Source organism: Cesiribacter sp. SM1 (genome assembly GCF_020178975.1).
GTDB lineage: Bacteria > Bacteroidota > Bacteroidia > Cytophagales > Cyclobacteriaceae > Cesiribacter.
The window spans coordinates 36,114-57,295 of record NZ_JAHXBU010000002.1 but is presented as its reverse complement, the minus strand read 5'-3'; the positions used below and the strand labels follow the sequence as shown (position 1 = coordinate 57,295).

The following is a 21,182-nucleotide window of genomic DNA, read 5'->3' as shown; positions in this document are numbered from 1 at the left end:
GCCTCAGCTTTTTAAGTTTAATAAATAAGCAACCAGGTTGTTGAACTCAGCCTCTGAAAGCACATTTCCGAAATGATCAGGCATCAGTGTGTATTTAGAAGCTTTTTGTTCTGCGATATCTTTCTTAGGGACCGAAAATTCATTTCCTCCAATGTCTGCAAAAACAATTACCTCACCCTCATCACGACGGTACAGCCCGGTCATCACTTTGCTGTCTTTTAATTTAATGGTATATGTTCGGAAAGCTTCGGAAATATTCCGGTTTGGATCCAGGATTTTTTCGGCCAGTGCACGTTCTCCCCATTTGCCCACACCATCGAGTTGTGGTCCAATTTTACCGCCTTCGTTAGCAACCTGGTGACAAGTAGAGCAGTGTTGAGCAAAGACGATGTGACCGGAATCGGCAGATAAGCTTTCCCGGTTTAATCTAAAATTCTCTAAGCGGTTAAAAAGCAGCATCTCTTTTTCTTTGCTTACCGGATCAAGATCTGCAGTGAGTGCCTCAAATTCCTTTTGATGCCTGGGAGAGGCATTAATAGCTATTCTCTCCTCCACCTTTGGGTCTAGCAGAATTCTTGGAAACAATTCCCCGCTTCTGACCTTATTGAAAATATTTGCCAATCCTTCCGGTGAGTTCGACATGGACATCACAATTGCCCTTTGCAGTTCAGGGGAAGGATTCTCTACCGCCTCCAAAACTTCATTGACCACCGGTCCTGGAAAATCTCCCAACAAATAAGCTATTTGAATTTTTAGATTTTCAGGAACCGCCTCATCCGTAATCAAACTTTTAGCAAGCACCGCATTTGCCTCGGCATCTAATTTTAACAATGCATTTAAAGCAGCTGTTGTTAATTCGGGAACCTGTTTTTCTCTTACTGCAACAAAAGCCTTTAATTGAGGTGCTACATTTCTGATTTTATAGTCACCGGCCAAATCAATAGCAAATAATTGCCTGATTCTGACTTCATCTGATTTCCCGGCATCTTCCGGACTATAATTTTTCAGAATATTCACAGCAAGTATTTTTCCCCACTGCTGCATTTGTATAGGTTCAGCACCTCCTCTTTGTTCTATACCCTGTCGAATACCACTAAATTTCAAGAATTCTGAATCAATATGCTTTCCCTGATTTTCCATAGAGGCCCTTATGAATTCCTCTAGTTGCCCTGGGGGCATAAACCTGGCTGCATGCTGAAATTTATCTTTCATCCTATATTCTTCCCTACTACTGTTCAGATATCCTGCTAAAAATAAGCCAGCACCTTCTGAAGGCACACCTAACATAACATCCGCAAGATTTTTTGCATCCTCCTGCTCCCAATCACTGGCTAGTACCTGCTCCATCAGCGCTTCATTTCTTACCAAATTTCTGATACTTAACCTGGTAGCATAAATCATGTGAGAATCATAATCAGGAATTTCTTTCCTGAAAGCAAGGGCTGTTTCCAGCGTTTCGATCGTTGCATACCGCACCAACAATTGCACTGCTGCTCGTTGTACGTGAGGATCTTTGTCATGAAGCGCATATAAAATTAAAGGGTAAAAATCCTTACCGTTTACTTCACGCTCTTCCAGTATTCCCAGTGTGTGTACTTTTATAACTGGCTCTGACTGCGCCAAAGATTTTTTAATAAGCTCCTCGTCGAGCCCATTCAAACGCTGAAGCACCCACAGTCCATGAATATACTTTCTGGTGCTAATCTCTTTTTTATTATACATTGCCTTTACTGCAGCAACGGCGGGTTGCCCGATCCTGTCAACAAGCTGGTCTGCTGCAGTCATCCTCACGGCAAGGTTATCAGCATCAAGCGCTGCAATTAAATCATTGAGGGGCGCAGCAGACCAGTCTACCTTTTCGTTTTTTGCCCCCTTATAGGTAATTCTCCAAATTCTTCCCCTTATTTTATCTCTTTTGGGGTGCTCCAAAGGAACTTCATAATGCCCGATAATGCTATTATAAAAATCTGCTATATACAGAGCCCCATCCGGACCCAATTTCACATCTACCGGCCTGAACCACGGGTCTTCACTTAAAATAAAATCATCTTCTTTTTTCCCTACCGGAGAGGACCCTTTAAATTCAAATGAATTCCGATAGACCCTGCAGGCAACTACATCACCTATATAAAAATTATGCTGGAATTCTTTAGGAAAGTGTTGGTCTGCATAATAGGCTATACCGGCAAGCGCTGTAGCTTCGTCTTCCAAAGGTTTCATGTCAGGCGCAAAACCCATTCCTTCTTCTCTTCCCCATTGGTAGTATTCTCCCCCCTTGATCAGTTGATATAGCGGTGAGGTATGGCAATCTGTCGAATAGAGGTAGCCCCACTCATCATATGCCAGACCAAAAGGGTTAATCCTTCCGTGCGTCATATGCTCCACCCGACTGCCATCGGGTTTGAATCTGAACGTATTGCCTGAAACCATAAATATGGAATCTCCATCTGCTCCTGCTACCTTTGATTCATTGGTAAATCCATGGCAGGCATGAATCCATCCATCATACCCCCGGATAAAATTATTGACCATTCCATGGGTATCTTTGTGCTGGAATGGACCCAGCAAGGTTTTTTGCTTGTCGGCCTTGCCAACCTTATCCGTATCAGTAAACCTATAGATATTGGGAATGCTGTAGGCAACTGCCCCATCTGTCATGGGCAATATCCCTAATGGGATATTCAGGGTATCATTGAATTGCGTAAATAAATCTGCTTTACCGTCTCCGTCGGTATCTTCAAGAATGGTGATTTTGTCTTTTCCCTGCCCTTCGGCGGGAAAAGGGTATTCATACGATTGCGTTACCCACATGCGCCCCTTCGCATCAAAGCTTATGTTGATAGGCTTGCCAATTTCTGGTTCAGAAGCAAAAAGTTCTATTTCAAAGCCTTCCGGGAGCTTAAAACCCAGCCGTTCTTCCTCGGGTGTACGTGCCGGGGTCGATCTAATATGTTCGTTAAACTTCTCGCCGCTAAACTTTGCTGTTTCAGCGCTCTGATTATTTTCTTCTCCGCTATCTTTTTCACCGCACCCTATAAAAGATACCATTGAAAAATATAAGACATACCAGAAAGTCTTTTTTATTGACATATTCAATCGATTGTTGTTAAACGGGCTATCCTTCAATTTTGGCATTAAGAACGTTTGCCTATACAAATTATCCCACATGCTGTAGGCATCGAAACCAATTGGAATGACCAACCGATCACTCGACTGATTATTTCCATCCCGGCCACGACTTTGTGAACTTAGATTAAAAATAGAAGTAGCATTCGGAAAATCACCCCATATAAATATATCGGTAGTGGTACAGAATATATGATAGGAGAATAAAAAGCAGTAGGGTTTGGTTTAGAGAGGGTTATGTGCGAAATAACAATCTCAATTACCTGCCCTGCCGTAGTAGTAAGGTATGGAAAAACAGTCGTAAGGCCAATGGAAAGCAGAATTTTCTGCGGTTCGCCGGGGGCGCCCAGCCGCTGCGATGCTCCAGCTGTAGAAAACAATTCCAACAGGAGTATGTAAAAAAGGGCTACTGCCAGCAGCAGCGAAAGCAAGTACTGAAGATGCCGTGCCGCCCAGGCTCATCAGGAACTGTGGGCTCATGGATATAGCATTTATCACTGGAGAACACAGACAAACAGCGGTAAAGATTATAGAGTAAAGGGTGAAGCAGCTAAGCATCAAGCACTGGCAAAACAGCTATGATAAGGTGCAGATAGATGAGCTATATAGCTTTGTTGAGAGCAAAGAAAACATGCAGTGGCTCCCTTACGCTTATATCCCTGAAACTGATGAGGTGCTGGCTCCGGGCGCGCAGCCTGGCAAAGGGGAGACAGAAGCTGGCATACCGTTGAACTGCTTTATAAGCAGTTGGATGAACTTCAAATTGAACTCTTCTGCACCGTGCCATGGCGGCCGATGACTGGAAAGCTTTCTCTGTTGTGCTGCCTGCTGAAAACACCTTATAGGAAAAGCATGCACCAAGTACATAAAGGGAGTCAATACCAGTCTTAGAGCCAGAAACAACAGGTTTGTGAGAACTAGCGCGCCACGATGGCTGCTTCTCAAAGAAACTGAAGAATCATCAGCTACAAATGAAGCTGATTCTATACAATAGAAACTATCATACATTTTAGTCCACAGCCGGCAGCTGCTTTCAGATCAAAAGCAGGGGTATGATTTGTGGATGCCTGAGCAGGCCCGCTATATTAAGGAATGGTTAGTAATACAAGAATTTGGAAAAAGCAGTGGGGTTTTAACCGGTATATTGTTATATTAAGCTCATAACCAGTTGATTGGTGGCTGGTGCTGTACGCTCTTAGTGAAGGGATTGATTTTGTTATAAGGAGCGTTTCCCAGTAGATGAGCGTGCGTATTGACGGAGGTTCTTATTCCTGGTGGGTGTTGAGGAGCAATGCGCCAGCTTCAGCGCTAAAGATGAAGGAATATGTATTTATTGTGCATAGCAGCGAAGTCAGGATTAAGCAATCCTGCAAAACTTTTTTTACCAGCTTGTTTCTTTTCTGGTAAGTAAGCCTTTTTGTGGTAGTTACCAGTAAACCCAAATTTTTTTCCTCTATGAAAAGCCGTTGGCTTCTTTACTTAGGATTCACCTTTCTGATTTTAGCATACGTTCAGTTACGTATGGGTGTTAATTTTCCCTTTGCAGGGATGGTTTCTTCTTCTGTTCTGGGATGGACTGGCGCTGCCCTGGTCGTTTTTCATGTACTCGGCCAGGTGATTGCGGGTGTGCTTATTTTTTTTGGAATTGTACTTTTATGTGTTATGGTAGCTGGGTGGGGCTCCAACCCTACGCCACCAATCGCATGGCTGCTGCCCATAACCCTCGTTGCTGCGGGTGTTGGGCTACTTTACATCAGGAAGAAGTTTAAGGATGAGCCTGACTACCAGTTCATTGAGAAAATTTATAAAGGCAACTATAGCCACGTATTTGATGTGGCTCTTAAAGAAACAAAATACATTGAGGGGAATCACTTTATCAACAGCCTGTTCTTCGGGAAAAAACTCTTCCATCAGAAGGACATTGGTATGATTAGTGTCACCTGGGAGAAAAGAGGGTACCAAGAAAGAGTGGTAGGTGGAAATGCTGAAAAACTAGTCATCGAGAGTTTCGCTACCGTAAGGTACAAGAAGGCTTATGATATAACAGTAGACGATCTGGCTAATGGATATGTAAAGGTAACGCTTAAATACCTTTCTACTCAGAACCCGCGCCCTGCCAAAAAGTACATGGAAGAACTTGACCGAAGGCTGCTAACTTAGTTCTACATCCAGGGGCTTGGTGTTGATGGATGCAAGTGGTATTCAAAGCAGTGGATTTTTCCAGGTAGCAGCTCGCTGCTGTTTTTTTTGTCCGGGCATTCCCAGATGTGCCATCATACTTTCCCCTTTTTTCTGTTGTGTAATTTTCCGCTTTTGTACAGAGTAGGGCCTGTTGCTACTATGATGATTTTATAAAGGGAGAAAAAGACCAAAAGAATTTTTAGGCTCATAAGCCGGCTGTAAGCCCGTGAGACTACATGCTCCTTTGGCATAAACGATAAATGGGCATGTTGCAAAGCCAAGCGTAAAACTTACCAGGGTGAAGAAAGCGATCATTTATAACTTCCTGCTTATGCCTGGCTGAATTGCTTCTTGCCGGGTACAAATAAAGTAGCTGGCGCCTGGAAGATAGTGGCTTCCTGGTCTGAAATTGCTGATAAAATCGAAACATTACTTCCTTCATTCGGGTGTACACCATTAAATTCAGCATCAATACCGGCGCAGTCTTCGGCTTTGTAAAATTGTCTATGGGCTTATGCCTACCGGTGAATAAGGGGCAAAAATACCACGGCCTATCCTCCCATCTTGTAGATCCATCGTTATTCTTAATTCTTTAATTTTTTTCCTGTAGAAGGGTTGTCGGATCTTATCAATAAAAGGTGAAGGTGCTTCACAGGAGGATGTTTTTATAGACGCTTTTTACGCTAATCGGGGATTCATTAATGTGAACCAGAGGGGGAAAATTTTTCTTTCCCTCTGGTATTTACTCCTGCACATCTATAGGCACCAATCTCGTAGCTTATATCAGAATATGCTCCCTAAGTAATGCTGATGCATTCGGCAAGACTCCATATACTGCTACAGCTTCAGTTCCCTATGCTCCTCCTAAGTTGATAATATAGCTGCCCAGTGCAACAATCCTCAGCCTCGAGGACAGATCATTAGCGGCCATGAGATATCACAGCCACCGCCACTAATATACTGCTCATCTTCTCTGGTATTATGCTATTTAACTCAACGTTTTCACTGACAGACATGCCGGAGGTAGCGTAATACCAGCCACATATTCAGGTGTCTAGATCAGTGAGAGCTGATCAATAATTGGAAAAATACTAATAATATTAGCAAGTAACTAAATTAATTAGTAATTTAGAAAATAGCTCACAACTTTTAGAGGGTATTAATATAGTTATGAAGAAACAGAGGATCATATTCACAGTCATCATAGAAAGAGATGGTAGTTTTAGCGCTATAGGACACACAGGAAAAAATAACAGTGAATTGATTGCAGCCCAAGGAGATTCCTGGGCAGAATTGAAAAAAGAGACTTTGAAGCGTGCAAATTTATACCTGGAGGAAAAGGGAAAATCACCACTTGCTGCCGGACATATTGATTATAGTTTTGATCTACCTAGCTTTTTTGATGCGTATCCTCAAATGGATGTATCACATCTAAGCCAGCTTAAGGGGGAGAAACATTCAAGGACTAAGATTACAAATGGTAGTAAGAATAATGTAGCTGACAGACAACTGTACCGTATTTTGGATGCAGTACAAAAAGCAGGAACATTATCTACCCACAATTCTGGAAAAATAAGGAAGTAGTAGCTACTGCATTGATCGAATAGTTTATAAATATATTCCTAAAAAGTAGATTATTACTCATAAGGATTTAGGCCTTATAGAACCTACTGTTTTAGCCACAGTTTACTTCTAGTGGCTACTGCGCTTAAACAGGCCATCTTCGGTAGCCTCTGCCTTTTTATTGATCCAGTAGGCAAGGCCAAGGTTAGTAAGATGTTCGGCAAAAGCAGCATCTCCATTACCTGTGAAGGTTCAAGACATGCGTTACACTTAATCAGAATCGGATTCATGTTACCGGCAAAGGGCTTCGCATGGCATCCCGTCTCCGTCTCCGTCTAGCGTCGTAACTCCGCATTCTTTCAGGTAATACATTGCCTCTTCGCAACTGGTCATTTGACTGCATCTGGTTTTACTACCACAGGTAAACTCCTGCTCATTGCTTACGGGGTCATTGCCAGAGTTGCCAGTTCTATTGCCTTTCCTCCATTCCCAAGGAGGTACTTGTTCTGTGCTTGGTAAACTCCATAAACCCCGTTTAGCCTCTTTTGCCTGCTGTTCATCCTGGAGCAAGGTTTGATCTTTCAGATACTGCCTGTACACCCAAGCCATGCCATCTTGTACCAGCTTACGGTTCACATGCGTACCATTGGCATATATATGCCCTACCAGCCTGCCGTAACGGTCTATGTCTTCTTTCACTACAGTAATATCCTTCTGAAAGATTAAATCTGATAAGACTTGTTTTGCCCTGGTTCCATAGGGTTGTGCGCTTTCCGGTGCATCAATTTCTGATAGTCTTACTTTTATCTGCTGCTTATCAGGAGTAAGAAGGGTGAAGGTATCACCATCTGAAACCCCTACAACCCTGCCTTTATATTCTACACCTTCTTTTACTGCATTCTCTTCTTCACAGGCGCCACTAATAAACAGTAACAGGCCAAACAGTAGCAATAGACTTCTAACAGCACTTTTGTTCTTCATCTCCAGAGGGGTAAATTTTAAGACTAAGTTAGGGATTGACTGCTTTATAAACATAGATCAGAGAGCCACTATTTATTGACCACCAAAGATCTTGCTGTAAGCCGTAGTTGTTGACCATAAAGCTATACACCTCTTTTGCTGTATCCCATTCGCAGGGATAATATACCAGCGCTTGTATTCTGTGTAGCTCATTTTCTGGAATAGGAGTATTCAGGCTCCTGCCTATACACCAATTAGCAGGATCATTACCAACTAAGGCTGTAATGTGATGTACAACTATTTCAGCGTCAGTATAATGATTCATCTCTTTATCAGAATACAGCTATTGGAATAACTATATTAATTATTAACTTAAAGCAAAACCTCTCTCGCATGCAAAGATTTTTTCAAAGAACTCTGCTAATACTAGTTCTGCTGATAGGGTTTGTCTATGCAAGTTCACTACAAACTGTCTATGTAACCAAAACCGGTTCTAAGTATCATGAAGATGGTTGCAGGTATCTTAGTAAGAGCAAGATTGAAACAACGGTAAAAGATGCCAGGGCTAAAGGTTATGAGCCTTGTAAAGTCTGTAAGCCTCCTGTAGCGCTAAAGACTCCTGAAGGTATAGAACTGTTTGCCATTGTTAACAAAAACCCACATCCTCATGCAGCTAAAAACTAAGAAGATAGTTGCCAGAGAAGTACATATACTTTTTCTGCTTATCATGATCACAGGTGCGGCTTATTTGGCTAGTGGAGTTGTGACCTCCTCCCAGGTTTAGAACCGCTGTAAAGTGAATATACCAGGATCAGTCAGTATGCTAACAAGAAAATGAAGCGGCTCTTCCACATGGGAGCGATGGCAGCCATCTGTAAAAAAGGAGAATTAGCCAATTACTCCTACAGGAAAACAGAAGAAGGAAAAAGGAAAATGACAGTACCTAATGCTATTAGAAAAAAAATCACAGAATTTTTGGCTGCGTCAGAGACAACAGAAACAGGGTCGACTGGCAAAATGAAGAAACTATACAACTGCACTGGATTGAATCATAGAAATCGCGGTTGTAGAAGGTGCCCTGGTGGAAGCCTAACTCTCTGTCCTATCAAATGTAGCAGCTCCAGTACAGTTCTCCAGAAATAGCCTGGGTAACACTACCCGAAACTCCTTAATCTCTTCTTCACAATACCAGACTATGATGTGTGCCACTTCTGCCCTGCAGCATTTATATCCCTGCACTTCTAGCTGTGTGAGCTTTTCTTTGAATTTGGAGGAGAATTTTACGACACATTGTTGACGAACGGCCAATCCATCAGTTAGCTTTGAAGGGGTCTCCAAAACCGTTCCTGCAGTTAGCTCTTTCACCAGACTGATGACCTTAGGCTGTTTAAACAGATCGAGCCAAACATCAGACATGCCTAGTTCTAGTTCTATTTCCTGAGGTGCTGGATAAATTTCATTATTTCTGATGATCTGGAGATCCTGCACACCAAACTTATTAAAATAGCTTTGATCGGTATGAATATGTAGACTTTCCTTCGCTCTGGTGATCGCTACATATACCACCCGCTTTTTGGCTTCTGTAGATAAGGAATAATGCTGCAACAGCAGAAAAACATGGTCAAACTCTTTGCCCTTGGCTTTGTGCATGGTAGAAACCAGTACTTTGTTGGCATCCGGGAAAGCGAAATTCTCTGTTCTTACCTCCTGCAAATATGCAATCCAATCGGACCAAAACTTGCGCTTTCCAAAATCCCTTTCAAAACCTTTGATTACTTCTAAGGTCAAGGGTAAATCTGCTGATCCAGCGAACTGACCCACCATTCTATCGCGACTTCTCTCCCATAATTCCTGCGTAATAAACCCAAGCTCATGGTTAATCTCCTGGTGAAGGTATATAGAAAAACACCTCAGCTCAATGAGCTGGCGCAGAGAAAATCCATCCTGCGCAGCGATGAGCCGGGCAGGAACATTCGCCTGTTTTAGCAGATGTTGTACCAGCATGGCCTCTTCATTGGTATGGGTGAGTACTGCAGTGGTACCACTGCGCCTAAGGGCTACCACATCCTGAACCAGTGGAGTGATGAGGTTCGAACTAATTGGATGAAGCGTTATCTGCAGTAACCCATTGGTAGTAGCTTCAGCCCTGATAGAAAGTCCGGCTTTAAGACGTTCTGAGCTGAAAAGTCGCAAAAACTGGTTAGAAAATTCTACTAGATTTGCCTTTGCCCTATAGTTTTTGCTCAGGAGGTATTGTTTAGCTTTCTGTTCTTCCACGAAGCTGCGCATATAGGTTAAAGACGATCCCCTGAACTCATAGATATTCTGGTCATCGTCGCCTACGACTATCACCCGAACCTCATCGGCAAGTGCTGCGATGATGTTAAGAAACTCATATTCCTGCTGATTAATATCCTGGTACTCGTCTACCACCAACACACTTTTACACTTGATGCGATCTGCAGGGATTTCTTCCTTCAGCAGGGCCTCCGTAGCCTGTTGAATCACATTATCAGATTTCTTGAGATCACCAACGCGGCCTAGCAACTGAAAAGCAAAGCCATGATAGGTAAAGACATCTATCTGGAAGGCGGCCTTGCCAATAAGCTGCTGCAAGCGCTCCTTAAATTCTGTCGCTGCAGGGCGGGAAAAGGTAAGCATTAGAAACTGCTCTGGTTTTACATCTTCCATCATCAACAAAGAAGCCACCTTATGTACTAAAACCCGTGTTTTACCGCTGCCAGGTCCGGCCCCAACCAGAATTTTCTCATTCTTGTTATCTTTCACTACGGCTAATTGTTCTTCGGAAAGCCTGCCAAAGATCTCCCTGAATTTCTTTTCAGTTATCGGCTGTTTAAGATTTACTTTTTGTCTTCCGAAGTATTTATTGATGAAATGATCATAGCTAAGCTGGAAGTAATCGTCTACAAATCTTAAAGCTTCAAAATGATTTTGAAGTTGTTTCCGGGCATACTCGCCAATAATATGAATTTGCTCTACCTTCTTTTCATAGTGCTTTTCTAATTTGGCATAATTTTCATTTGTATAATGCTTTAAATTATTCTCTTCCAGCCGCACGATTGTCATGGGATTGTACAGCACAAAAAGGCCACCTTCCAGCTTAATGGCACCAATAAAGTGTAGATAGAGCAGGATGGATTCATATTCTACCAGAGCAGCTTTCGCTAAGAAGAGGTTTGACGTTTCGATATGTGTTTTCATTTCCAGCATTGAAAACTGTAAGGCCGCTTCCTCCCGCTTTTCTTTGCTGCTTACCTTGCTCTGGTTTTCCTTAATTAACCAGCGCACTACCTCAGCGGCCAGTGCCTTTCTGATGCTAAACTTTTCCTGTATTGCTGATCGATTCAATCGGAACTGAAGGCTGTAAAGCATATGATGCGCCTCCAACCGTTCTTTGCGAATCCACTGCTGGTGCTCCCAAAACTGGAGCAGATTACGAATCGACTCAAGGGTGCTGCTTTCACAGCCTCTCTCTATGAGTTTTTCATTGCACTCCCTTAGATTTACTTTCAGGGTACCGAGATCTTCTGAAGGAAACAAAAACTCGATGAGAGCCTCTTCCAGCTGGATGCTGCGCTGGTAGCATCGTTCCGTGCTCTTTTCACTTCTGACTGGGTTGACCAACGCAGTGAGATCGCGGGTATCGCCCAGCAAGCCCAACTCTTTGAAGTGAAGCAGAATCTGTACCACAGTTTCTTTCGTGATTCCCAGATCATCGGAAAGATAATCGACCATGGTGTCTTCCCGGGAAATAAGGTACTGGTAAATTCTAATAGCATCCTGCTCCAGTTTATCAGGAAATTTTCCCCCATTAGCCCTGATGATCTTGTTGGCATCATCTACGTTCCGGACAAGAATGCTCTGCGCAAAAATGCGTGGAGAGTTTTGCTCCCTCCTTACATAATTCACATCCTCCAGCGCAGCAATGGCAGCTTTCACCCGCGTCTCCAGTTCCATCACATCGGTTTCCCAACCGGCTTGTTTCGCAATTTCCAGAGCCGATTTGGTGAATTTTGTGCGCTTAAAATCTTTAATAGCTTTCCAGATCTGACCTATTTCCTTTTTGCTAAGCTTGGTCTGGTTGAGCAGGGCAAAATGTTCATTCAAATCGTTCTCATCGAACAACAAATGGCAATGGGCCTCTAAATCTGGTTTCCGGCCGGCCCTACCTGCTTCCTGCTGATAGTTCTCCAGAGAGTCAGAGATATCATAATGCACCACCATCTTCACATTTTCTTTATCGACGCCCATCCCAAAGGCGGAGGTAGCCACGATGATGTTGTTTTCTCCGCGCATAAAACTGTCCTGTGTGCTGATTTTTACATCAGGCTCCATCTTGCCATGATAAGCAGCAGCCTTGAATCCTCTCTTTTTCAATTCTTCTGCAACATGAACAGCAGTTTTGGTGCGGCTTACATACACAATGGCAGGTTCCGATACTTTCTCCAACAGGTCTTCTAATTGCTGCATTTTTTGGTCCCTGCTTTCTGCAATAGCAGCATGATAGTGGAGGTTCCTGCGGGCTGCACTGGTTTGATATAGCGTCAAGCTTAGGCCTGTCTCCTTTTTAAAATATTGCACAATATCCTGTACTACTTCAGGCTTAGCGGTGGCCGTGAAGCAGGAAACAGGTGTGGTGAATGGAAGATTTTTTGCTTTTCCCAATTCTCGGAGAAATCTGCCGATATAGAGATAATCTACCCGAAAATCCTGACCCCAGCTGGAGAAGCAGTGGGCTTCATCTATGACAAAGCGCTCAATATACCTTCCCTTCAGAAGTTTAAGTATGGTATTAGAGCGGAGAGATTCAGGAGCGATATACAAAAGGCTCACACCTCCCTGCCGTACCCTTTCAATGGCATCTGCGCGTTCCAATGGGGACAGCAAACCATTAATGGCAACGGCACTCGTAACATCAAACCGATTTCGAAGTACATCCACCTGATCTTTCATGAGGGCCTGCAAGGGTGAGATCACTACAGTAAGTCCTCTGTTCGCCACTCCTTTCATGATGGCCGGGAGCTGAAAGCTTAAGGATTTACCCCCACCGGTAGGAAAGACAGCCAGCAGGGATTCTCCCCGCAATGCAGCTTCTACCACTTCTTGCTGCAGAGGGACGTGCTCCTTCTCACTGAACTTCCTGAAGCCCTCATACCCATAATATTTCCTAAGCCCTGCTAAGGCCGAAAGATTTGTAGTACAGTAGTTACAAGAGGCTTGCTGGCAGGAAAGGGACCGCAGCTGATGCATTAACGCTGTCAACTGAGGGAATTTGAACAACAGCCAGGGGGGAATTATAGAACCGGGATCAGTGGCATTGATGAGCGCCAGTGCATATCCGAGTATCAGTGGACTTTGTTGAATAATCGTATTTATATCTGCATTTTGGCAAATCTTGTTTTTGAAGTAGTTGTGAATTCTCCTGTCAATGTGCTCCTCGCTTAATGTTTCTTCTCTAGACAGCGTTGCTAGCTTGAAGAAAGTAGAGAATTGGAGCTGATTTTTCAGCAGATCCGATAAGATACTTCTAAAGTCATGAGGCAAGGAGTAAAAGGCCTGCAAACATTCCTCAAGTACCACACAAGCAAGTTTTGCATCTTCTACAGGATTATTAATATGGCCACTTACCAGCTGATAGTCTTTAATGAGGCGATGGTAAGGTTTATTAGGAAACAGAAGAGGGGAAAGATATAGGGTATCAATGAATTCCTTCTGCGAAAAGCGGGGAGAAATGCCTGCTTTGATTAATTGAGGGATATCATGGGCAAAGATATTGTGTCCGCAGAGCACTGTAGCCTGCTCACACAATCGCTCAAAATCATGCAGGGATAGGGTACGCCAAGCCTTTTTCTCAAAGAATACCCCTATGCTAGCAATCTTTTCCTTTGGCTGCTGTATTACTTCTATATCAAAAAAAGCAACCCCTACCATTGATGCTTCACTATACTCTGTAGATGGAGATTATTTATGGATAAATTGCAATATATCGTTTTTAGAATCAAATGTTTATGACTTCAAACAGCGAAGTAATACTTTGTTATTTATAAACATTATTACGATACCTAACTTTGGTTCTTTTGGACCAAATTCCCCTTGTTTCAAACTACTACATAAGCATTGCTTTCCTGGCCGCTTTGGACGTCCTCTACCCTTATGGCTAAATTCTTTTAAACCTTAAAAACAATTAAAGCCATGATCAATTTTACGTTTCACAAACCAAGAACCATCCGGTCCTTGTTTCAAATGTCTTTCTCAAGGGTAGAAGAACTGCATGAAGCTGACTTACCATTAGGAGAAGACTCTTATATCATGATTGCATTCAAGAGCGACATGACGATGGAAGAGCTAAACCACATCACCGACAACTTTGATGAACGATTTTCAGAAAGGGAAGTGGTCTTTGAGATGTTCGAGTCTATTGATCATAATATTTTGTATATCTTTAACTGAATAAGATTCACAGCGGGTAAAGGGCCATTTCGTGGCCTTTTACCTGCTGTGCTCCTTTGCCTGTTTAAGATGACTGCCTCACCAACACCACCAAACCAAATTATCTGCTTCGGCTGGATGGGCTTAAAAGCAGCTGTTCATGCCCTTCAAGTAGGTATAGCAACAGCTAACTTCACAGTTGTGGTAGAGGAAGAGGGGGATCTGCTGTCCCATTTCCCAGCTGGTACAACAATGCCCCACATCATTAAATATAAAGTAGGCACAGGTAGCCATGAGGAGAACTGGTTAACAAACCTGGAGGCTATGCAGGCACTTCTAGCCAGCCAAAAGCAGGATAAGTTTATCCTGATCGCTGATCTGGACAGCCAGGAGTGTACGTATGCGCTGATCAAGTTTTTGGGGGGATTGGCACCAGCCATGCTGGAGGATGCTTTTCTGATTGTTATTACTCCTTTTCTTGAAGACTCCCTTAACTGGAAAAGAGCCCTACCCTATCTATCGAATTTGAAAGCCATTCCTGTTAGAAAGGGCATTGTTCATCTCCCGGAGCTGATCAGGAGCCATCGGCTGGAGCAGCTGACTGTTTCTCAGTGTGAAAAATACTTTTGCGCCTATATCAAAAATATGATCGAAGAGGAGCTGGCATAGTCCAATTTTTCATTTACTTCATCATTTCCCTTACTGTAAATTTTATTCTTTATACCCTTACTCTCTCTTACTATGTCCATTTTAAAAAGAGCTATTGAAATAGCCGTTGAAGCACACAAAGACCAGGTTGATAAAACAGGCAGCCCCTATATTGAGCACCTATTTCGCGTCATGGGCCTGGGAAAGAACGAAGATGAAAAGATATGTGGCGTGCTGCATGACCTGGTGGAAGATACTTCCTGGAGCTTTGAAGAATTGAACAGGGAAGGCTTTTCCTCTGAAATCATAGATGCCCTACGTTGTGTTACTAAAACATCTGAGGACGAAGATTATGATGCTTTCCTAGATAGAATTGTGTGCAACCGGCTTGCTGTTGCCGTAAAAATCAATGACCTGACAGACAACCTGGACGTCCGACGCCTGCCCCACATTACCGAGAAAGACATGAGCAGACTCAACAAATACCTGAAAGCCTATCGACGCCTGGTTGCGTTGAAAAATCAGTAGTTTACACTCAATATAACCATTTCGGAACTTTTAACATACACCTTAATTAACGCCCAAACTAACAACAACTTCTTACCTTCGCGATATTTCTCCACACACCCATGGAATCAAAGATACGAGCAGCACTCTTAGGCCTTGCCGTAGGCGATGCGCTAGGTGTCCCTTATGAGTTTCTTTCGCGCTACCAACTGCGGCAAAATCCCTGCACGAATATGCGTGGCTATGGTTCTCATGAGCAGCCACCCGGCACCTGGTCCGATGATAGCGCCCTTTCATTTTGCCTGGCTGAAGCTTTGAGCCATACAACCTTCCAACTAGAAGAAGTAGCACGCAATTTTCGCGACTGGTTAGGTGTAGGCTACTGGTCGGCCCACGGACGAGTTTTTGACATTGGCATGGCTACACGTCAGGCCATTTACCGCTTGGCTCAAGGGGTACAACCCGATCTTGCCGGAGGTTTTGAAGAAGGCAGCAATGGCAATGGCTCTCTGATGAGAATTCTCCCCCTGCTGTTTTACATCCACAAGCTACCCATAGAAGAGCGCTGGTTGTTAACCAAGCAGGTTTCATCCATCACCCACGCTCACGTACGCTCTGTCATTGCTTGCTTTTATTACCTGGAATTCACTCGTTTCCTACTGATTGGAAATACCAGGGAGGAAGCCTACCATTTAACAGCACAGGTAATTCGCCATTTCCTACTGCAAAAGCAGATAAATCCTGTAGAAGTTGCCCTATATAAGCGGCTGCTGGAAGGAAATATATCAAAGCTGACAGAAGATGAGATCAAATCCAGCGGCTATGTAGTGCATACACTGGAAGCAAGCATCTGGTGCCTGCTCAATACAAATACTTATGCAGATGCCGTAATGAAGGCTGTGAATTTAGGAGACGATACAGATACTACTGCTGCTGTTACTGGTGGACTGGCAGGGTTGGTTTATGGTGAAAGCGGTATTCCGCAGGAATGGCTAACACTATTAGCTCGAAAAAATGATATTGAAGAGTTGTGTAATAAATTTGCAGCTACAATGCACTACTAATAGTAAAGCATTGGTGTTAGCATTCACATTCATTTACACGTGTTTACCTATGTTCATCATGCAGAGCAGGCACATTCACTCTTCAAAACTAATCCTGCATAAAAAGCACTATCATGGCCGAAAACACAAGCAAGTGAATCCAGATGACAATCTTGTTCGGATCTCCGCTCCTAAACCGTTGGATGAGATTATAAATGAGCAACACAGAACTTATTACTGGCAGCACAAATAAAATCAATATGCCTGGCCCTGGCGTACATGGCCCGCTGGGAATCAGCTTATTCAAGAGGAAGAAAGCTAGTATGGCGAGCACATAACCTACTGTAGCAGGAATTGCATGCTTAAACTCTTCTTTTATCCTGACCGTTTCTCTTGTCATGAATCTATATAAAGTTGCTGGATACTGTTATAGAAACGATCATGCATTATATGTATGATCAGAAGTTCCTTCAATTATCATAAGGGTCCATAATGCTGGTTGGCGTGTGGCCCTGTTCTTTGATGAGCTGCCGCTTGTTAAAACTACCACTAAACTCATTAGAATAGATCCTCTCCTGTTCATCTACTGCCAGTTCAAACCTGAACTTTGCCTGATGTTTACCCTTCAGACAAGGGGCTGTGAAATCCCAATACTCACCTGGTTTAATAAAAACTGAATGATAGCTATTCCCACACCAACTACTTGGCAAATACTCCACATCCAGCCATTGGTTGTTATAAAAAACCTGCCTTTTCAGATTTAGGCGACTATCTTGGGCCTCCAGTGAAATAACAGAGTTGGTGCTATTGACCAGGAATACTTTGAAGCCCTTAATTCCTTTTTGAAACTCCGCCAGGGAATCAATTTGTACGATCATCTGAAATTGAGAGGGTTTGGATAGCTGCCTGATCCTTTCGTTTATTACTTTAGGGGCATTGGCATCTTCATAAAATCCACCAAGGGCTGTTGAATCTTCTTGACTGGATCCAGCATAAAAATAGCCCCGCAATTTGTGTTTAACATTCAGGCATTCTTGTGCCTGCAGGGGTAGGGTAGCTGAAAAAAGGAGCATGATCAGAATAGCCTTTTTCATAGCAGGAAGTTTTATGGTATGACTAAACAATGCTCAATATATAACGGTAGGGATATAAGTTAATTGTTTACAGGCTCCTAATCACCGCCACAGCCAGAGCAGCCACCACCAGAACAACCACTATCGCCATCACCGCTGCAGCCAGCATCACCCCCGCAACTGCTGTCAAAGCTTTCGGAACATTCTTCAAATAAATGCCAATGCCAAATCCAACAACCAGCTGCTACATCAGAAGTATCAACACTGTTCGTAACGGATGCAGCCGGCTTGTTCAGTTCCTGATCAAATCTTCTTAGCAGCTCTACATCAAACCCACTGATCAGAAACACATTCCCTTTGATTGCCTCCAGGACTGCCCCGGCCTGCTCTGGATTTTCCTTTATTAGCCCAGGAAGGGTTTCTTTGAGTAACTTCAGCTCCTCCTTTAACTTTTTGCTGACTTCCTCTCCTACAGACGTTAACTCACAACCTCCAAAAAGGTGGTTCCACCACGTTCTTTCCGCTAAGCCTGCCCCTTCCAGTTCTTGAATGATTAAGCGTTTGTATTTTCCCCTGCTTCCGCTGTTCTGATACCCCATTTTCACCAAGTGCCGGAACAAAACCTCTAACCCTGCATGACCGATAAAAGGTGCTGTGAATACCTCTTCATAGGGTTTACTTAAGTAATTTTTGAAGTTAATGCCCTGGGATATATAAGTGCTGGTATAGGCTGAGGTTAAGGGGTGTGGCTGAGAAGTTACAGAATTTGCTTGCAGCACCTGCCTGAAAAGCAAGTCCATGAACGTTACCTTCACCAGTTCTTTCAGGGAACAATCACTATCGATTAACATAAGCGTTTGTGCCGGCTGATACTGAGAGAGGTGTTTCATAGCTAAAACTTAATTTTTTTAATGATCCAGTACTCATCCAGGCTCACCCGCTGAAAATGAGTACGTTTAAACCTATTAGCAGGCTGGGGCCAGATATCCATGGGCGGTACCTGCTGAAACACCTGCTCATAAAGCGTTTTGGTTTTCTGATACCAGTCGTTGAACTTAGCTGCTTCCTGTTCGCCACCCTTTGTAGGACCGTGATGGACCTTTCTTGCCAGAATTTCACCACAGAATTCCTCCCAATAGGAACGTGTATAGAGTAAATGAAGGTGCCATACCTGATCTACCTGGTCGGATGGTGTAAGTGGATGATCAGCCAGGCATATTAGGAACATGAACTTTTTATATTCCTCTACTGCTCTTATCGCAAACAGGATGGTCCAGCCATTTTCTTTTGCAAGCCTTTCGGTAAAGCTGTATGAGGCAGTGGCATCATCAATTTTATACTTCTTGATGTTTTGATAGAGTTGCGCCTGTTCAGCAGTTAGGCTAAAGGAGCTTCCGGGATCAGCGCTATTATTCTGCTTCATCTGTTTTGTAATCCTCGAATCTGATCACGCCAAAATCCTTAACGGTTTTTACAGATTCTTCCATAGTGCTATCCGGATTGGCTGCATGAAAGCTTACCCCACCATCTTTATGCAAGTACCAGTGCTGGCTATCAGACTGGTACTTAAAGGTGATGATCCTGCTCCACCTCCAGGCACTGCCACCGTAATGTTCAACAGAAAAATAATTATTCTTGATAGTAGTACCCTGATAGGGATCTCCCATCATGCCTCCGCAATCTACACACAGCACAATATAATCGTTGCGGGCAGCAAGTTGCAGCTCTCCATTAGGTTGTCTGAGCAGCAGCATCAGCGGCCGTGGTGTAGGATGATCGATCACATCAGAAGTTTCCACTTCGTCTGTCGCTTTCTGAATCAGTATTACATCATCCAACCGATCATTATTAATATCTCCCTTCTGAATATCCAGTACTTCGTGTCCTTCTAAAAAGAAAGGTGATAGCTCGTGCTGAGAAGTAGCATTTTCTTGAGCAGGCTCTGGCTGGTTAAGCGCTTCTTTCACTTCAGTCTTAGCGCCTGCAACAGGAAGATCTTCGTGATATTTGGCGCCACAAGCACTTAATAGTGTTAGCAGTGGAAACAGATGAATGAAGAGGCTTTTCATCAAACTTTTAAATCAATTGATACTATTTACTTTCCTTTAATATCTAAGAAATTTATTGGAGCAACCCTCTTATCTGTTCGGCAGCATAACTGTTGATTGCTATTCAATAAGATCGCCTAGATCCAAAACTTTTTTAAAATGCTAAGATGTAGAAACCTATTCTTATGATGTAGTGGACAAATGCTGCATACAACCTGGCTACATAAAACTTAGCAGCCATGATTTTGCTTCTATGTTCTGATCAAAGGCGCTGAAAGTATCAGAATTTTTCCAATAGTAACGGGAAGCGCTTCTTGCAACCGTCTGGAGCTATGTATACCCTGTTATCCAAAACCAAAGAACAGGACAAAAAGACCGAACAGAAACACCAGAACTCAGAAATGATATATAGAATGCTTGATGGTTATTTAAAATTATGGTGTGGATAAAATAAAGTTCACTTGCACGATGAGGTTAGAGCAACAGAGGCTTGATGGCTCCTTTATTAGTTATATACTGAATAATTTCCCCGGCAAATTTGAATTCTTTGAAATCCTTAGGCAACTCAATAATGGTTACCTGCTTTTCTATCCAGCCCTCCCCGTCAAAACTTTTAATTTCATAACAGAAGAGCTCCTGCTTTACTTGTGCGATGAAGTACTTATACTTTTCGCCAGCTACGCTACCGGCAAGAATCTTTTCAGGTGTAGAAAACTGAAAATTTAAACAGGAACTTTCTTTTGGGTAATCGTCTAAGTAAGTGAGATCTATAAAGGTCGGTGCACCATCGCGCTTGTCGGTATGAATAAAATTTTTGTACAGGACAGGGCTCATGCCGAATTTCAGTGAGGACTTAGCGAATTTCTTCAACTTTTCCATATCATTCGAGCCAAGCTGCATGTCTATGCCTGTACCAGTCGTGTGGGGATCAATGTAATCCTGCTCGGGTGATAGCTCAATAAGGTGACCAGGAGCCAGTGCTTCAGCAATTCTTTTTACAGAATCCTGGTCGTCAATCTGGTAAATAATAATGGTTGGCGATTGCCTAAAATGTGGAAAGGTCTGTAAAAATACCTCTGTGGTTCCATCATTATCAAAATCAGTGATAACCCAATTTACTGGACGAATTTTGTAGGGATTGCCACCAAATACCTCTGGGTAGTCTTTGTTAATGATGTATTCAAAAACCAGATTAACTTCTTTCGGTAAATCATGGGTTGACTGACCTTTAGTCGGGAAGGCAATAGAGAAAGCAATTAATAGAACAGTTAAAATTCTCATTCCTGCGCAGCGGTATGTTGGGTGAACTAGCTAATAGACAAAACGCATAGTGGCTTATCTACAACCCTAACATAAGCTACAAATCTATCCAAAACAAGATAACGTATGTTATCATCAGATTTCGCACACCTGCGGTGTTAACGTGTACGTTAATAAATGCTCTTTCGCTTAGGATATCTCTCATTTGCTTCTCTCAGGCTAAACCACTCAATATTCCCCTGATATATAGACAATATGATGCAAAATCATTCCTCTTCTACCGGCACTTCAATACTTTCCGGGTGTATGGAATCAGGATGTGG

General features: G+C 43.0%; 16 protein-coding genes. 7 read left to right on the top strand and 9 right to left on the bottom strand.

What is annotated here, in order from left to right; translation table 11 throughout:
• Nucleotides 1–3 precede the first annotated feature (3 nt).
• Nucleotides 4–3,090 carry a PVC-type heme-binding CxxCH protein gene (locus KWJ01_RS00570; RefSeq protein ID WP_224994319.1) on the bottom strand — a complete coding sequence of 1,029 codons (3,087 nt, stop codon included), beginning with the start codon at nt 3,088–3,090 and terminating at the stop codon, nt 4–6.
• Nucleotides 3,091–4,581: 1,491 nt separating this feature from the next.
• Here KWJ01_RS00570 and KWJ01_RS00565 point away from each other — a divergent pair.
• Both KWJ01_RS00565 and KWJ01_RS00560 read left to right on the top strand, forming a co-directional pair.
• Nucleotides 4,582–5,286, top strand: a complete 705-nt coding sequence (locus KWJ01_RS00565; RefSeq protein ID WP_224994318.1) for a phage holin family protein — start codon at nt 4,582–4,584, stop codon at nt 5,284–5,286.
• Between the two features lie 1,191 nt (nt 5,287–6,477).
• Complete coding sequence (locus KWJ01_RS00560) at nt 6,478–6,891, top strand: hypothetical protein (RefSeq protein ID WP_224994317.1); 414 nt, start codon at nt 6,478–6,480, stop codon at nt 6,889–6,891.
• 270 nt (nt 6,892–7,161) lie between these two features.
• Here the strand turns inward: KWJ01_RS00560 and KWJ01_RS00555 are convergent, their stop codons facing one another.
• Entirely contained in the window at nt 7,162–7,851 is a 690-nt protein-coding gene (locus KWJ01_RS00555) for a thermonuclease family protein (protein ID WP_224994316.1), read from the bottom strand.
• Between the two features lie 28 nt (nt 7,852–7,879).
• Nucleotides 7,880–8,155 (bottom strand): hypothetical protein, encoded by a 276-nt coding sequence (locus KWJ01_RS00550; RefSeq protein ID WP_224994315.1) that lies wholly within the window; start codon nt 8,153–8,155, stop codon nt 7,880–7,882.
• 68 nt (nt 8,156–8,223) lie between these two features.
• Here KWJ01_RS00550 and KWJ01_RS00545 point away from each other — a divergent pair, with 68 nt between their 5' ends.
• Nucleotides 8,224–8,514 (top strand): hypothetical protein, encoded by a 291-nt coding sequence (locus tag KWJ01_RS00545; protein WP_224994314.1) that lies wholly within the window; start codon nt 8,224–8,226, stop codon nt 8,512–8,514.
• A gap of 405 nt (nt 8,515–8,919) precedes the next feature.
• Here KWJ01_RS00545 and KWJ01_RS00540 read toward each other — a convergent pair whose 3' ends face one another.
• Nucleotides 8,920–13,782, bottom strand: a complete 4,863-nt coding sequence (locus KWJ01_RS00540; protein WP_224994313.1) for a RecQ family ATP-dependent DNA helicase — start codon at nt 13,780–13,782, stop codon at nt 8,920–8,922.
• A 261-nt stretch (nt 13,783–14,043) separates the two neighbouring features.
• Between KWJ01_RS00540 and KWJ01_RS00535 the strand changes: the two genes are divergently transcribed.
• The 4 genes from KWJ01_RS00535 to KWJ01_RS00520 all read left to right on the top strand — a co-directional run bounded on the left by KWJ01_RS00535 (nt 14,044) and on the right by KWJ01_RS00520 (nt 16,499).
• Nucleotides 14,044–14,301: a hypothetical protein gene (locus KWJ01_RS00535; protein WP_224994312.1), complete on the top strand. Its 258-nt coding sequence runs from the start codon at nt 14,044–14,046 to the stop codon at nt 14,299–14,301.
• 69 nt (nt 14,302–14,370) lie between these two features.
• Nucleotides 14,371–14,949 (top strand): hypothetical protein, encoded by a 579-nt coding sequence (locus KWJ01_RS00530; protein WP_224994311.1) that lies wholly within the window; start codon nt 14,371–14,373, stop codon nt 14,947–14,949.
• 72 nt (nt 14,950–15,021) lie between these two features.
• Complete coding sequence (locus KWJ01_RS00525) at nt 15,022–15,456, top strand: hypothetical protein (protein ID WP_224994310.1); 435 nt, start codon at nt 15,022–15,024, stop codon at nt 15,454–15,456.
• Nucleotides 15,457–15,557: 101 nt separating this feature from the next.
• Nucleotides 15,558–16,499 carry an ADP-ribosylglycohydrolase family protein gene (locus KWJ01_RS00520; protein WP_224994309.1) on the top strand — a complete coding sequence of 314 codons (942 nt, stop codon included), beginning with the start codon at nt 15,558–15,560 and terminating at the stop codon, nt 16,497–16,499.
• Nucleotides 16,500–16,948: 449 nt separating this feature from the next.
• On the opposite strand, the gene KWJ01_RS00515 is transcribed toward KWJ01_RS00520, so the two are convergent.
• The 5 genes from KWJ01_RS00515 to KWJ01_RS00495 all read right to left on the bottom strand — a co-directional run bounded on the left by KWJ01_RS00515 (nt 16,949) and on the right by KWJ01_RS00495 (nt 20,880).
• Complete coding sequence (locus KWJ01_RS00515) at nt 16,949–17,572, bottom strand: hypothetical protein (RefSeq protein ID WP_224994308.1); 624 nt, start codon at nt 17,570–17,572, stop codon at nt 16,949–16,951.
• Between the two features lie 77 nt (nt 17,573–17,649).
• Nucleotides 17,650–18,441 (bottom strand): hypothetical protein, encoded by a 792-nt coding sequence (locus KWJ01_RS00510; RefSeq protein ID WP_224994307.1) that lies wholly within the window; start codon nt 18,439–18,441, stop codon nt 17,650–17,652.
• A gap of 2 nt (nt 18,442–18,443) precedes the next feature.
• Nucleotides 18,444–18,974: a hypothetical protein gene (locus KWJ01_RS00505; RefSeq protein ID WP_224994306.1), complete on the bottom strand. Its 531-nt coding sequence runs from the start codon at nt 18,972–18,974 to the stop codon at nt 18,444–18,446.
• Nucleotides 18,961–19,620, bottom strand: coding sequence for a hypothetical protein (locus KWJ01_RS00500; RefSeq protein WP_224994305.1), 660 nt, complete (start codon nt 19,618–19,620; stop codon nt 18,961–18,963). The genes KWJ01_RS00505 and KWJ01_RS00500 overlap by 14 nt, the downstream gene beginning before the upstream one ends.
• Nucleotides 19,621–20,073: 453 nt before the next feature.
• A complete protein-coding gene (locus tag KWJ01_RS00495; protein ID WP_224994304.1) occupies nt 20,074–20,880 on the bottom strand; it encodes a hypothetical protein in 807 nt (268 codons plus the stop codon).
• Nucleotides 20,881–21,182: the final 302 nt, after the last annotated feature.